This is a genomic window from Streptomyces sp. NPDC001904, assembly GCF_040297005.1.
GTDB lineage: Bacteria > Actinomycetota > Actinomycetes > Streptomycetales > Streptomycetaceae > Streptomyces.
Window position 1 is genome coordinate 236,669 of record NZ_JBEOYI010000007.1, and the last position, 13,469, is coordinate 250,137.

Here is a 13,469-nt window from a genome sequence, read left to right on the forward strand (position 1 = left end):
GGGCGCGGGGAACTGCGCGAGAAGCCCCACTCACCCGCGGCCGGCGACGAAGCTCAGACCCCGGGCCACCTGGGCGCCCGCTTCTCGTTGAACGCGGCGACCCCCTCCGCCCGGTCCCCCGAGAACGCCACCGACCGCCAGGCCGCGTCCTCGACCTCAAGCCCGGCCCGCAGGTCGAGCCCGTGCCCGAGCCGCAGCGCCCGCTTGGCGGCGCGCAGCCCGACGGGCGAGTTGGCGGCGATCCGGGCGGCGAGCGCGAGGGCCTCCGCACGGTCCTGTCCCGCGTCCACGAGCTGGTCGACGAGCCCGAGCTCCCGCGCCTCCGGCGCTTCGAGGCGGCGCGCCGTGAAGATCAGCTCGGCGGCGCGCGCGGCACCGACCCGGCGCGGCAGCAACTGCGTACCGCCACCGCCGGGGATCACCCCGACCGACACCTCCGGCAGCCCCACCACGGCCGTGGCGTCGGCCACGATCAGATCGCAGGCGAGCGCCAGCTCGAACCCGCCGCCGAGGGCAAAGCCGTGCACGGCGGCGACGGTCGGCATCGGCAGGTCCAGTACGCCCGTGTAGGCGGCCCGCGCGACGGGCCGCTGCCGGACCAGCTCGGCGTCGGAGAACGAGTTCCGCTCCTTCAGGTCGGCCCCGACGCAGAACGCCCGCTCACTGCTGGAGGTGACGACCACGACCCGTACGCCGTCGTCGGCCCCCAGCGCCTCGCACGCGGCGCCGATGGACCGGGCCATGTCGCTGGACACGGCGTTCATCGCCTTGGGCCGGTCGAGCGTCAGCTCGGCGACGGTGCCGTCCTCGTGCCGCGTGACGCCGACGAACTCCCCGAACCGCTGGTCCTCACCCACGACTGCGCTCCTCCACTGGTGGTTAACTGGCGTTAACCGGAGGGTGTCAGGTGCGGCGGGTCAGCGTCCAGGGCTCGACGACGCCGAGGCCGCGCACGGGCCGCTGCCACATGGGCTGGAGCGCGAACCGGTACGACGGCGGCTCCTCGCCGTGCTGCTCCGCCTTCTGCGCCTCGACGGCCGCCTCGGCCTCCGACGTCGGCGCGTCGCCGGTGCGGATCAGCTCCTCGGCGAAGGCGCCGTCGACGAGGACGTTGTCCCGGGGCGCTATCGAGGTCAGCCGGCTCGCGAGGTTCACGGTCGTGCCGAAGACATCGCCCATCCGGGTCGTCACGGTCCCGAACGCCATGCCGACGCGCAGCTCGGGCATGGTCTCGTCGTTGCTCATCGTCTCGATGAGCCGCAGCGCGATCTCGCCCGCGATCCCGGCGTCGTCGGCGGCGAACAGCACCTCGTCGCCGAGCGTCTTGATGAGCCGCCCGCCGTGTGCGGCGACCAGGTCGGCGGCCGTGGTCTCGAAGGCCTCGACCAGCTCGCCGAGCTCCTCCTCCTCCATCCGCCGGGTCAGCCGCGTGAACCCGACCAGGTCGGCGAAGCCGACGGCGAGCCGCCGGTCCACCATCTCCTCGTCGTCCCCGGCCTGGACGACCCGTCCGGTGGCGGCGGCCAGCTGCCGCCGCCACACGTAGACGAGGAACTCCTCCAGCTCGGGCAGGAGCAGCTCTATCAGCGGATACGTGACCTCGGTACGGGTCATGCCGGGCTCGGGCGGTTCGGTGAGCCCTTCCAGGAACGAATCGATCTGCCACTCGGCGAGTCGCGCCGTGGTCTGGCCCGTGGACCGGGCCACCTGGACGGCCATCGCCTCGCTGAGCAGCCCGGCCTCCACGAGACCGGCGAGCCGGCGCAGCGCCAGCACGTCCGCCTCGGTCAGGGCCTTGGCCTGGCCGATGTCGGCGAAGCCCATGGCCCGCCAGAACCGGGAGGCAAGCTCCATGGAGACGCCCGCGCTGCGGGCCGCCTGGAACGGGGTGTAGCGGCGCTCGGCGCCGAGGATGAGCCCTTCGAGCCGCAGGGCGAGGGGATCCTCGGCGTGCTCTTCGGCCTCTTCGGGGTCGCCTTGGCCACCCGTGCCGGAGCCCGAGTCGTCGACGGTCACGCCTGCTGCCCTTCCGATCTGCCACGGTCAGGTATCGACCGGGCTCAACTGTACGGCAGCCCTTGTGCGCCAGGTCACTCCGTTCGCACCGGGTCCCTCGGTTGCTCCGCGCCCGTGTCTCCGGGTGGTCTCTCCTCCGCGCCACCGTCGTGGCTGGTCGCGCAGTTCCCCGCGCCCCTGAGGCATGCGCTGACGCGCAGCCTCCCGCGCCTCCCGACGAAACCGGTCTAGGCAGGACGGAGATGGATGATGTCGCCGGCGCCGACCGGCTCACGGGTGCCGTCGGGGCCCGCGATGACCAGGCGCCCGTCACCGTCCACGGCAACGGCCTCCCCCACGAGATCCCGCCCCCCGGGCAACTGGGCCCGCACGGAGCGCCCCAGCGTCGCGCACCCGGCCGCATACGTCGCCTGCAACCCCGACACCCCGGGATCCCCCTGCGCCGCACACCACTCCTGATACCACCGCTCGAACGACCGCAGAACGGCCCGCAGCAACGGCTCCCGGTCGAGCACCTTGGCCCCGGCCAGCGCCAGCGATCCCGCGGTGGCCACCGGCAGCTCCTCGGCGCGCAGCGACACGTTCAGCCCGATCCCGACCACGACCCCGTCGGCCCCGGCCCGCTCCGCGAGAATGCCGGCGGCCTTGCGCTCCTCGTCGCCGACGGTGAGCAGCAGGTCGTTGGGCCACTTCAGCGCCGTGTCGACCCCGGCCGCCGCGGACAGCCCCGTGGCGAGCGCGACCCCGGCGAGCAGCGGCAGCCACCCCCACCGCTCCACCGGCACCTCGTGCTCCCCGGGCTTGAGCAGCACCGAGAAGAACAGCCCGGAGCGCGGCGGCGCCGACCAGCGCCGGTCGAGACGACCGCGCGCCGCGCTCTGCTCCTCGGCGATCAGCACGGCCCCCTCGGCGACGGCCCCGGAGGAGGCCCGGGTCACCAGGTCGGTGTTGGTGGAGCCGGTACGGGGCAGCACTTCGAGGGACGACCACAGTCCGTCCCCGCGCAGGAGGGAGCGGCGCAGCCCCGCCTGGCCCAGCGGTGGCCGGTCCAGGTCGGACCAGCGGTTGTTCTCGTGCACGTCTGAACCATCTCGCGGCGTCATGCAACCCAGCGTAGGTGTGGCAAACGCCGCACTGCCGAGCCGTATTCGCGCCACTACGCTACGAGTCAGTAGCCACCGCACCGTCCCCACCCCGAACTGTCCAGGCAGGGAGCCGCATCCCGATGTCCGAGTTGGAAGAGAAGCCCGACATCCACACCACCGCAGGCAAGATCGAGGATCTGCGGCGCCGGATCGACGAGGCGACCCACGCGGGTTCGGCCCGCGCGGTCGAGAAGCAGCACGCCAAGGGCAAGCTGACGGCCCGTGAGCGGATCGACCTGCTGATGGACGAGGACTCGTTCGTGGAGCTGGACGAGTTCGCGCGCCACCGCTCGACCGACTTCGGCCTGGACGCCAACAAACCGTACGGCGACGGCGTGGTGACCGGTTACGGCACGGTCGACGGCCGTCCGGTGGCCGTCTTCTCGCAGGACTTCACGGTCTTCGGCGGCGCCCTCGGCGAGGTCTTCGGCCAGAAGATCATGAAGGTGATGGACTTCGCCCTGAAGACCGGCTGCCCGGTCATCGGCATCAACGACTCCGGCGGCGCCCGCATCCAGGAGGGCGTGATGGCGCTGGGCATGTACGGCGAGATCTTCCGCCGCAACACCCACGCCTCGGGCGTCATCCCGCAGATCAGCCTGGTCGTCGGCCCGTGCGCGGGCGGCGCGGTGTACTCCCCCGCGATCACCGACTTCACGGTGATGGTCGACCAGACCAGCCACATGTTCATCACCGGCCCCGACGTCATCAAGACGGTCACCGGCGAGGACGTCGGCTTCGAGGAGCTGGGCGGCGCGCGGGCGCACAACTCGCGCTCCGGCGTCGCGCACCACATGGCGGGCGACGAGAAGGACGCCATCGAGTACGTCAAGTCGCTGCTGTCCTACCTGCCGTCGAACAACCTGAGCGAGCCGCCGGCCTTCCCCGAGGAGGCCGACCTGTCCGTCACGGACGAGGACCGCGAGCTGGACACGATCGTCCCGGACAGCGCCAACCAGCCGTACGACATGCACACGGTGATCGAACACGTCCTGGACGACGCCGAGTTCTTCGAGACGCAGTCGCTGTTCGCGCCGAACATCCTCACCGGCTTCGGCCGGGTCGAGGGCCGCCCGGTCGGCATCGTCGCCAACCAGCCGATGCAGTTCGCCGGCTGCCTCGACATCCACGCGAGCGAGAAGGCCGCGCGGTTCGTCCGCACGTGTGACGCCTTCAACGTGCCCGTGCTGACGTTCGTGGACGTCCCCGGCTTCCTGCCGGGCGTCGAGCAGGAGCACGAGGGCATCATCCGGCGCGGCGCCAAGCTGATCTACGCGTACGCCGAGGCGACCGTCCCGCTGATCACGATCATCACGCGCAAGGCGTTCGGCGGCGCGTACGACGTCATGGGCTCCAAGCACCTGGGCGCCGACCTGAACCTGGCGTGGCCCACCGCCCAGATCGCGGTCATGGGCGCGCAGGGCGCGGTCAACATCCTGCACCGCAAGACGATCGCCGCGGCCGAGGAGTCCGGGAACGTCGAGGAGACCCGGGCCCGCCTCATCCAGGAGTACGAGGACACGCTCCTCAACCCGTACACGGCCGCCGAGCGCGGTTACGTCGACGCGGTGATCCTGCCGTCCGACACCCGCGCCCACGTCGTGAAGGGGCTGCGCCAGCTGCGGACGAAGCGGGAGAGCCTGCCCCCGAAGAAGCACGGCAACATCCCCCTCTAGGAGCCCCGGTCATGATGATCAAGGTCGTACGAGGAAACCCGACCCCCGAGGAGCTGGCCGCCGCACTGGCGGTGGTCCAGGCCCGGGCCGCGGCGGCGCCCGAAGCCCCGGCGGCCGCGGCCGAGCGGGACGCGTGGGCCGACCCCTCCCGCATCGCCGGCCGCCGGCTGCCCGCCCCGGGCCCGGCGAGCTGGTCGCGCACCTACTGGCCCGCGTGAGCCGGCCGGAAGAAAATAGTCCGCTCGTGCGGGGCGCCTGAGTACGCGTACTCAGGCGCCCCGCACGAGCGCGTCGCAGTATCGGTGTCGTGCTGTGGTCGGATCCCGAGGACAAGCCTCCCGAGGAGCTTCGCGCGACGCAGGGGATGCTGCGGCGGGCGAGCTTCGTGCTGGCCCTGGCGATGGTGCTGACGATGTTCGTGCTGGGCGTCCTGTGAGCGGTCGGCGGTTCTATACGCTGGCTCCCATGACGCCGTCTCGCCGCCTGATCCTGGCCTCCCAGTCCCCCGCCCGCCTCGCGCTGCTGAGGCAGGCCGGTTTCGCGCCGGAGGTCATCGTCAGCGGCTTCGACGAGGAGGCCGTGACGGCCCCGACCCCGGCGGAACTCGCGCTCGCCCTCGCCGAGGCCAAGGCGTCCGTCGTGGCCGCCCGGCCCGAGGCCCGGGACGCACTGGTCGTCGGCTGCGACTCCGTCCTCGACCTGGACGGCGAGGCGCTCGGCAAGCCCGCCGACGCCGAGGAGGCCACGGCCCGCTGGAAGGCGATGCGGGGCCGCGCGGGCACCCTGCAGACGGGCCACTGCGTCTACGACACCGCGTCCGGCCGGTACGCCTCGGGCACCGGGTCCACCGTGGTCCGGTTCGGCGAGCCGACCGACGCCGAGATCGCCGCGTACGTGGCGACGGGCGAGCCCCTCTACGTGGCGGGCGCCTTTACCCTCGACGGCCGCTCGGGCCCCTTCGTCGACGGCATCGACGGCGACCACGGCAATGTGCTCGGCCTGTCGCTGCCCCTGCTGCGCCGGCTCCTGGCGGAACTGGGCGTCAGCGTCACGGAGTTGTGGGCGCCGGAGGGCTAGCGGGCCCGGCCGGCGGCGCGGGCCTGCTGTCCTCGGGGTTCTTCTCCCGCCGGTCGTAGGCGACCAGCGTCAGCACCACGAGGCCGAGCACGACCATCATCGCGAGGAACGCGGTCCAGCCCACCAGACCGATGGCGAACGCGCCGAGCAGTCCGTGCACCACGGCCACGCTGATCAGCAGGATCCGCCCGAAGCCGCCCGGCGCCCGGTCGGTGATCGCGGCGCGCAGCAGCACCACGGCGCACAGCGCCAGGTAGAGGCCGAAGACACCGCCCGCGACCCACGCGCCGACGGACATCGCACGCGGGTCGAGACCGGCCAGGGACATCTCCTGGTGGTCGACCACGAGGCCGAGGAACCAGTTCAGGAAGACGATTCCGAGCGCCTCCGCGAAGAGCACGATCGCGGCCACCCACGCCACCGGCCTGCGGGCCACCGGCCCCACCCCACTTTCCCCTGAGCCATCGCCTGTTACTGCGAGTACGTCGAGACATCCCGAACGCTACTAACGGGTAAACCTCCGGACAAGGGTTCTGGCGAAGGCAAAGAATCGTTGGGCCATTCGTAGGGACTCCACAAAGAAAGCCGACCGGCCGCGGCGCGGTCTCACAGAGACCTAGACCACACAGCAGGGATAGGGTTCGACCGAGGGATCCCGTGCAGCCAGGCGCGACAAGGGATTTCCGGGACCGAGCAGCCCTCGAGTCACACTCCGTGTGGGCAAGCTCACCATTGAGGGTGGGTCGTAAGCCCGTGTCGGCTGTCCCTAAACTCGGCTTGTTTCAAGGAGGGAGCCATCGTGCGCAAGGTGCTCATCGCCAACCGTGGCGAAATCGCTGTCCGCGTGGCCCGGGCGTGCCGGGACGCCGGGATCGCGAGCGTTGCCGTCTATGCCGATCCGGACCGGGACGCTCTGCATGTCCGCGCGGCCGACGAGGCCTTCGCGCTGGGTGGTGACACCCCCGCGACGAGCTATCTGGACATCACCAAGGTGTTGCAGGCCGCGAAGGACTCCGGCGCGGACGCCATTCATCCGGGCTACGGATTCCTGTCGGAGAACGCGGAGTTCGCCCAGGCCGTGCTGGACGCGAACCTGATCTGGATCGGTCCGCCCCCGCACGCCATCCGGGATCTGGGTGACAAGGTCGCCGCCCGGCACATCGCGCAGCGTGCCGGTGCCCCGCTGGTCGCGGGCACCCCGGACCCGGTCAGCGGTGCCGACGAGGTCGTGGCGTTCGCCGAGGAGCACGGCCTGCCCATCGCGATCAAGGCCGCCTTCGGTGGCGGCGGACGCGGTCTGAAGGTCGCCCGCACCCTCGACGAGGTGCCGGAGCTGTACGACTCCGCGGTGCGCGAGGCCGTCGCCGCGTTCGGCCGCGGCGAGTGCTTCGTCGAGCGCTACCTCGACAAGCCCCGCCACGTCGAGACCCAGTGCCTGGCCGACACCCACGGCAACGTGGTGGTCGTCTCCACCCGTGACTGCTCGCTGCAGCGCCGCCACCAGAAGCTGGTGGAGGAGGCCCCGGCCCCGTTCCTGTCGGACGCCCAGGTCGAGGAGCTGTACGCGGCCTCGAAGGCGATCCTGAAGGAGGCCGGCTACGTCGGCGCAGGAACGGTCGAGTTCCTGGTCGGCGCGGACGGCACGATCTCCTTCCTGGAGGTCAACACCCGTCTCCAGGTCGAGCACCCGGTCACCGAAGAGGTCGCCGGCATCGACCTGGTCCGCGAGATGTTCCGCATCGCCGACGGCGAGGAACTCGGCTACGGCGACCCCGTGCTGCGCGGTCACTCCTTCGAGTTCCGCATCAACGGCGAGGACCCGGGCCGCGGCTTCCTGCCCGCGCCCGGCACCGTCACCAGGTTCGACGGCCCGGCCGGCCCCGGCGTCCGCCTGGACGCGGGCGTCGAGTCCGGCTCCGTGATCGGCCCGGCCTGGGACTCGCTGCTCGCCAAGCTGATCGTGACCGGCCGCACCCGCAAGGAGGCCCTGGAGCGGGCCTCGCGCGCGCTGGCCGAGTTCGAGGTCGAGGGCATGGCCACCGCCATCCCCTTCCACCGCAAGGTCGTCACCGACCCGGCGTTCGCCCCCGAACTGACCGGCTCCGAGGCGCCGTTCACCATCTTCACCCGGTGGATCGAGACCGAGTTCGTCAACGACATCCCGCCGTTCGCCGCGCCCGCGGCCGACGGCGAGGAGGACGAGTCCGGCCGCGAGACCGTGGTCGTCGAGGTCGGCGGCAAGCGCCTGGAGGTCTCGCTGCCCGCCGGGATGGGCATGTCGCTGGCCCGCACCGGGCTCAACGCCGGTGCCAAGCCCAAGCGGCGCGCGGCCAAGAAGTCCGGCCCGGCCGCCTCCGGCGACACCCTCGCCTCCCCGATGCAGGGCACGATCGTCAAGATCGCCGTCGAGGAGGGCCAGGAGGTCAAGGAGGGCGACCTGATCGTCGTCCTGGAGGCCATGAAGATGGAGCAGCCGCTCAACGCGCACAAGGCCGGCACCATCAAGGGCCTGTCCGCCGAGGTCGGCGCCTCCCTCACCTCCGGCGCCCCCATCTGCGAGATCAAGGACTGACGGTCCGACCCGGTTGTACCGAGCGCCCGCCGGCCCCGTGAGGGGGCCGGCGGGCGCTTCGCCGTGGCACCGGAACGATCAGGCATCCTTGAAGGCCCGCACCCTGGGAGGCTCCATGACGCCCGAGACCGCGCACGCCGGCGCCCGACCCATGCGGGCGGACGCACGCCGCAACTACGAGCGGCTGCTCGCCGTCGCCCGTACGGCGTTCGCCGAGCACGGGACGGGGGCGTCCCTGGAGGACGTGGCGCGCGGCGCCGGGGTCGGCATCGGCACCCTGTACCGGCATTTCCCCAACCGGTACGCGCTGTTGAGCGCCGTCTTCGAAGAGGCGGTGACCGAACTCCTCGACCGCTCCCGGGCCCTGCTCGACGCCCCGCAGCCGTGCTCGGCGCTCGTGGCGTGGCTGCGGGACATCATCACCCACGCGAGCGAGTACCGCGGTCTGTCGGGCGCCCTCATGTCGGCGTCGCAGGACGCCAGTTCCGCTCTCGCCCGGTGCAGTGCGCCGATGCGGGAGGCGGGGCAGGCGCTCCTGTCGCGGGCCCAGGAGTCGGGGGCCGTGCGCCGGGACGTGTCCATCGCAGATCTGCTGCAGCTGACCAACGCCATTGCGCTGGCCGCCGAGGAGACCCCGTCGGACCCGGACTTGGCGGACCGCCTCCTGCGCTTGACGCTCCGGGGCATCACAGCCGGCAATTCGAGCCCCTCCGGCGATTGAGGAGCGGGGTCCGGGGGCGGAGCCCCGGGATCCGTCGCCGGGTGCGCGTCCCGTCGTGGCCGGGCGCGCAGTTCCCCGCGCCCCTAACGGCGCCGCAGGTCGGCCACCCTCGCCGAGCGCTCCGGAGCCGGGTCCATCGCGGCGGCGCTCCGCAACGGATGTCCCCCGCCGGGGAGTTGGCGGCGCTGGACCGGCAGGGGGACATCCCGGCGGGACTGCCGTGCCGGAGCGGAGTCACCGCCCCCGGCGGAGGCGGGCCCCGACCCCGCGACGGCGATCTGCACCCCCTGGTCGGCCAGCGCCTGCAACTCGGTGGCGGCGCGGTCGTCGTGGGCGGGCGGCTCGTCGGTCACGAGGCGGGTGATCACGTCCGTGGGCACCGTCTGGAACATGGTGTCCGTGCCGAGCTTCGAGTGATCGGCGAGGACCACCACCTCGGCGGCGGCCTGGACGAGCGCCCGGTCCACCGACGCCGACAGCATGTTGGACGTGGACAGGCCGCGCTCGGCCGTCAGGCCGCTCCCGGACAGGAACGCCCGCGACACTCTCAGCCCTTGCAGGGACTGCTCGGCCCCGCTGCCCACCAGGGCGTAGTTGGAACCCCGCAGCGTGCCACCGGTCATGACGACCTCGACCCGGTTGGCATGGGCCAACGCCTGGGCGACGAGGAGCGAGTTGGTGACGACGGTCAGGCCCGGCACACGCGCGAGCCGGCGAGCCAGCTCCTGCGTGGTCGTCCCCGCGCCCACCACGATGGCCTCGCCCTCTTCGACGAGACCCGCGGCGAGATCGGCGATGGCCGTCTTCTCAGCGGTCGCGAGATGTGACTTCTGCGGAAAACCGGACTCCCGCGTGAATCCGCCCGGCAATACCGCACCGCCGTGCCGGCGGTCGAGGAGTCCTTCTGCCTCCAGTGCGCGCACGTCCCGCCGCACGGTCACTTCGGAGGTCTGGACGACGCGGGCGAGTTCACGGAGCGATACAGCCCCGTTGGCTCGCACCATTTCGAGGATCAATTGACGACGTTCTGCAGCGAACACGAAACTGACAGTAACCCCAACGACCGTCTGCTTTCAGCAGTTTGCGCCGAATTACAGATTCTGTTCATGCCAGACCCCCGGAAGTGGTATACGCACGGCGGGGTGCCTACCCGCCGTGCGTATGCCTCCCGCATGGGCCGCCACTCAGTGTGACAACGGGCCGGTCAGCCCTCTTCGGCGAGCTTGCGCGTGTGCAGCTGCCGGGCGACTTCGGCGATCGATCCGGACAGCGAGGGGTACACCGTGAACGCATTCGCGATCTGCTCGACCGTCAGATTGTTGTCGACCGCGATCGAGATGGGGTGGATCAGTTCCGAAGCGCGGGGCGCGACGACCACTCCGCCGACCACGATGCCGGTGCCGGGGCGGCAGAAGATCTTGACGAAGCCGTCCCGGATGCCCTGCATCTTGGCGCGCGGGTTGCGCAGCAGCGGCAGCTTCACGACGCGGGCGTCGAACTTGCCGCCGTCCACGTCGGCCTGGGAGACGCCGACGGTGGCGATCTCGGGGTCGGTGAAGACGTTCGACGAGACCGTCTTGAGGTTCAGCGGGGCCACCGCGTCGCCCAGGAAGTGGTACATCGCGATGCGGCCCTGCATCGCGGCCACGGAGGCGAGGGCGAACACACCGGTGACGTCTCCGGCCGCGTACACACCGGGAGCGGTCGTGCGCGAGACCTTGTCGGTCCAGATGTGACCGGAGTCCTTCACCTTGACCCCGGCGCCCTCCAGGCCGAGCCCCTCGCTGTTGGGGATCGCGCCGACCGCCATCAGGCAGTGCGTGCCGGAGATGACCCGGCCGTCGGACAGGGTGACCTCGACGCGGTCGCCGACGCGCTTGGCGGAGGCGGCGCGCGAGCGGGCCATGACGTTCATGCCGCGGCGCCGGAAGACGTCCTCCAGGACGGCGGCGGCGTCCGGGTCCTCGCCCGGGAGCACCCGGTCGCGGGAGGAGACGAGGGTGACCTTGGAGCCGAGCGCCTGGTAGGCACCGGCGAACTCGGCACCCGTCACGCCGGAGCCGACCACGATCAGCTCCTCGGGGAGCTCGTCGAGGTCGTAGACCTGCGTCCAGTTCAGGATCCGCTCGCCGTCGGGCTGGGCGTCCGGGACCTCGCGCGGGTGACCGCCGGTGGCGAGCAGCACGGCGTCGGCGGTGAGGGTCTCCTCGGAGCCGTCGACGGCCGTGACGATCACCTTGCGGGAGCCGTCGAGGTCCTGCTGGCCGTCGAGCCGGCCCCGGCCGCGCAGCACGCGCGCGCCCGCACGCGTGACGGACGCGGTGATGTCGTGGGACTGGGCGAGCGCGAGGCGCTTCACCCGGCGGTTGACCTTGCCGAGGTCGACGCCGACGACGCGGGCCGGGGAGTCCGGGTCCGGGGTGTCGTCCTCGACGATGATCCCCAACTCCTCGTACGAAGAGTCGAAGGTGGTCATCACCTCGGCCGTGGCGATCAGGGTCTTCGACGGCACGCAGTCGGTGAGCACCGACGCACCGCCCAGACCGTCGCAGTCGACGACGGTCACCTCCGCGCCGAGCTGGGCGGCCACCAGTGCCGCCTCGTATCCGCCAGGTCCGCCACCGATGATCACGATCCGAGTCACATGCCCCATTGTCCCGCACGCAACAATGGGGCGTCCTGTCGGGGTGCGTGCCGCGGATCCTTCCTGGTACGGACTTCACCCGGGGTCCCGGCCGTCCCTGTCGTACCCTCGGACCCATGTCGCTCTACGCCGCGTACGCCGGCAACCTCGACGCGCGGCTGATGAGCCGCCGCGCCCCGCACTCGCCGCTGCGCTCGACGGGCTGGCTCAACGGCTGGCGGCTGACGTTCGGGGGCGAGCAGATGGGCTGGGAGGGCTCGCTGGCCACCATCGTGGAGGCGCCGCGCTCGCAGGTCTTCGTCGCGCTGTACGACATCGCACCGATGGACGAGGACTCCATGGACCGCTGGGAGGGTGTCGGCCTCGACATCTACCGGCGGATGCGGGTACGCATCGACACCCTCGAGGGCGAGGAGCCCGCCTGGGTCTATGTACTGAACGGGTACGAGGGAGGCCTCCCCTCCGCCCGCTACCTGGGCGAGATCGCCGACGCCGCCGACTCGGCGGGCGCCCCCCACGACTACGTCATGGAACTCCGCAAGCGCCCTTGCTGATTGTTCGGGCGCGGGCCGGTGGCCGCCCCTGAACGAGCGGAGCTCGTTTTCGAGGGGCGCGGGGAACTGCGCGACCAGCCACGACGGCGCCGAGGACAAAAGGTCCCGCACCCGAGCGGAGCGCTCTCGTCGGAAACGACAAGACAACGATCGCATTCCCGTGACCATCAGCATCTACGCGCGTAGGACGTGACCGGCTACTCTCAAACGCGTGAACGCATCTGTTACTCCGGACCACATCCAGGGCGACCCGTACGCCGCCGCCTCCGACGCCGCCGCGCGCCTGCGCGAGCTCACCGGTGCCGAGACCCACGACGTCGCCCTCGTGATGGGCTCCGGCTGGGCGCCCGCCGCCGAGGCGCTGGGCGCGCCGGACGCCGAGTTCCCCTTCACCGAGCTGCCCGGTTTCACCGGCGCGGCGGTGGCGGGCCACGGCGGCACGGTCCGCTCGTACCAGGTGGGTCAGAAGCGCGCCCTGGTCTTCCTGGGCCGCACCCACTACTACGAGGGCCGGGGCGTCGCCTCCGTCGCGCACGGCGTGCGCACGGCGGCCGCGGCGGGCTGCAAGACCATGGTGCTGACCAACGGCTGCGGCGGCCTGCGCCAGGGCATGCGTCCGGGCCAGCCGGTCCTCATCTCCGACCACATCAACCTGACGGCGACGTCACCGATCGTCGGCGCCAACTTCGTCGACCTCACCGACCTGTACTCGCCGCGGCTGCGCCAGCTGTGCCAGGAGATCGACCCGTCGCTGGAGGAGGGCGTGTACGCCCAGTTCCCCGGCCCGCACTACGAGACCCCGGCCGAGGTCCGCATGGCCGGCATCCTCGGCGCCGACCTCGTCGGCATGTCCACCACCCTGGAGGCCATCGCGGCCCGCGAGGCGGGCGCGGAGGTGCTCGGCATCTCCCTGGTGACGAACCTGGCGGCGGGCCTGTCCGGCGAGCCGCTCAACCACGAGGAGGTCCTCCAGGCCGGCCGTGACTCCGCCGTCCGCATGGGCGAGCTGCTGACCCAGGTCCTCGCCAAGATCTGAGCCGGACCACCGCCGCCCGTACGTACCG

14 protein-coding genes are annotated in these 13,469 nt (G+C 71.7%); 8 read left to right on the forward strand and 6 right to left on the reverse strand.

What is annotated here, in order from left to right; all coding sequences use genetic code 11:
* Positions 1 to 53: 53 nt before the first annotated feature.
* The 3 genes from ABT127_RS14360 to ABT127_RS14370 all read right to left on the reverse strand — a co-directional run bounded on the left by ABT127_RS14360 (position 54) and on the right by ABT127_RS14370 (position 3,119).
* Positions 54 to 857: an enoyl-CoA hydratase/isomerase family protein gene (locus ABT127_RS14360; RefSeq protein ID WP_351448742.1), complete on the reverse strand. Its 804-nt coding sequence runs from the start codon at positions 855 to 857 to the stop codon at positions 54 to 56.
* 46 nt (positions 858 to 903) lie between these two features.
* A complete protein-coding gene (locus tag ABT127_RS14365; protein ID WP_351448745.1) occupies positions 904 to 2,016 on the reverse strand; it encodes an adenylate/guanylate cyclase domain-containing protein in 1,113 nt (370 codons plus the stop codon).
* Positions 2,017 to 2,243: 227 nt separating this feature from the next.
* Positions 2,244 to 3,119, reverse strand: coding sequence for a biotin--[acetyl-CoA-carboxylase] ligase (locus ABT127_RS14370; protein ID WP_351448748.1), 876 nt, complete (start codon positions 3,117 to 3,119; stop codon positions 2,244 to 2,246).
* A 122-nt stretch (positions 3,120 to 3,241) separates the two neighbouring features.
* Here ABT127_RS14370 and ABT127_RS14375 point away from each other — a divergent pair, with 122 nt between their 5' ends.
* The 4 genes from ABT127_RS14375 to ABT127_RS14390 all read left to right on the forward strand — a co-directional run bounded on the left by ABT127_RS14375 (position 3,242) and on the right by ABT127_RS14390 (position 5,914).
* Positions 3,242 to 4,837, forward strand: coding sequence for an acyl-CoA carboxylase subunit beta (locus ABT127_RS14375; protein WP_351448750.1), 1,596 nt, complete (start codon positions 3,242 to 3,244; stop codon positions 4,835 to 4,837).
* An 11-nt stretch (positions 4,838 to 4,848) separates the two neighbouring features.
* Positions 4,849 to 5,055: an acyl-CoA carboxylase epsilon subunit gene (locus tag ABT127_RS14380; RefSeq protein WP_111664044.1), complete on the forward strand. Its 207-nt coding sequence runs from the start codon at positions 4,849 to 4,851 to the stop codon at positions 5,053 to 5,055.
* An 89-nt stretch (positions 5,056 to 5,144) separates the two neighbouring features.
* Positions 5,145 to 5,273 (forward strand): morphogenic membrane protein MmpB, encoded by a 129-nt coding sequence (gene mmpB, locus ABT127_RS14385; RefSeq protein ID WP_351448752.1) that lies wholly within the window; start codon positions 5,145 to 5,147, stop codon positions 5,271 to 5,273.
* 29 nt (positions 5,274 to 5,302) lie between these two features.
* A complete protein-coding gene (locus ABT127_RS14390; RefSeq protein ID WP_351448755.1) occupies positions 5,303 to 5,914 on the forward strand; it encodes a nucleoside triphosphate pyrophosphatase in 612 nt (203 codons plus the stop codon).
* On the opposite strand, the gene ABT127_RS14395 is transcribed toward ABT127_RS14390, so the two are convergent.
* A complete protein-coding gene (locus tag ABT127_RS14395) occupies positions 5,886 to 6,359 on the reverse strand; it encodes a hypothetical protein (RefSeq protein WP_351448758.1) in 474 nt (157 codons plus the stop codon). The genes ABT127_RS14390 and ABT127_RS14395 overlap by 29 nt on opposite strands.
* A 354-nt stretch (positions 6,360 to 6,713) precedes the next feature.
* Between ABT127_RS14395 and ABT127_RS14400 the strand changes: the two genes are divergently transcribed.
* A complete protein-coding gene (locus ABT127_RS14400) occupies positions 6,714 to 8,486 on the forward strand; it encodes an acetyl/propionyl/methylcrotonyl-CoA carboxylase subunit alpha (protein WP_351448761.1) in 1,773 nt (590 codons plus the stop codon).
* A gap of 115 nt (positions 8,487 to 8,601) precedes the next feature.
* Entirely contained in the window at positions 8,602 to 9,207 is a 606-nt protein-coding gene (locus ABT127_RS14405) for a TetR/AcrR family transcriptional regulator (RefSeq protein WP_502971701.1), read from the forward strand.
* 83 nt (positions 9,208 to 9,290) lie between these two features.
* Here ABT127_RS14405 and ABT127_RS14410 read toward each other — a convergent pair whose 3' ends face one another.
* Both ABT127_RS14410 and ABT127_RS14415 read right to left on the reverse strand, forming a co-directional pair.
* Positions 9,291 to 10,211, reverse strand: coding sequence for a DeoR/GlpR family DNA-binding transcription regulator (locus ABT127_RS14410; RefSeq protein WP_502971706.1), 921 nt, complete (start codon positions 10,209 to 10,211; stop codon positions 9,291 to 9,293).
* Between the two features lie 200 nt (positions 10,212 to 10,411).
* On the reverse strand, positions 10,412 to 11,878 hold the full coding sequence (locus tag ABT127_RS14415; RefSeq protein WP_351449094.1) for an NAD(P)H-quinone dehydrogenase: 1,467 nt from the start codon (positions 11,876 to 11,878) through the stop codon (positions 10,412 to 10,414).
* 89 nt (positions 11,879 to 11,967) lie between these two features.
* Between ABT127_RS14415 and ABT127_RS14420 the strand changes: the two genes are divergently transcribed.
* Both ABT127_RS14420 and ABT127_RS14425 read left to right on the forward strand, forming a co-directional pair.
* A complete protein-coding gene (locus ABT127_RS14420) occupies positions 11,968 to 12,405 on the forward strand; it encodes a gamma-glutamylcyclotransferase family protein (RefSeq protein WP_351448767.1) in 438 nt (145 codons plus the stop codon).
* Positions 12,406 to 12,616: 211 nt separating this feature from the next.
* Positions 12,617 to 13,441: a purine-nucleoside phosphorylase gene (locus tag ABT127_RS14425; protein ID WP_351448770.1), complete on the forward strand. Its 825-nt coding sequence runs from the start codon at positions 12,617 to 12,619 to the stop codon at positions 13,439 to 13,441.
* The last annotated feature ends 28 nt before the right edge of the window (positions 13,442 to 13,469 follow it).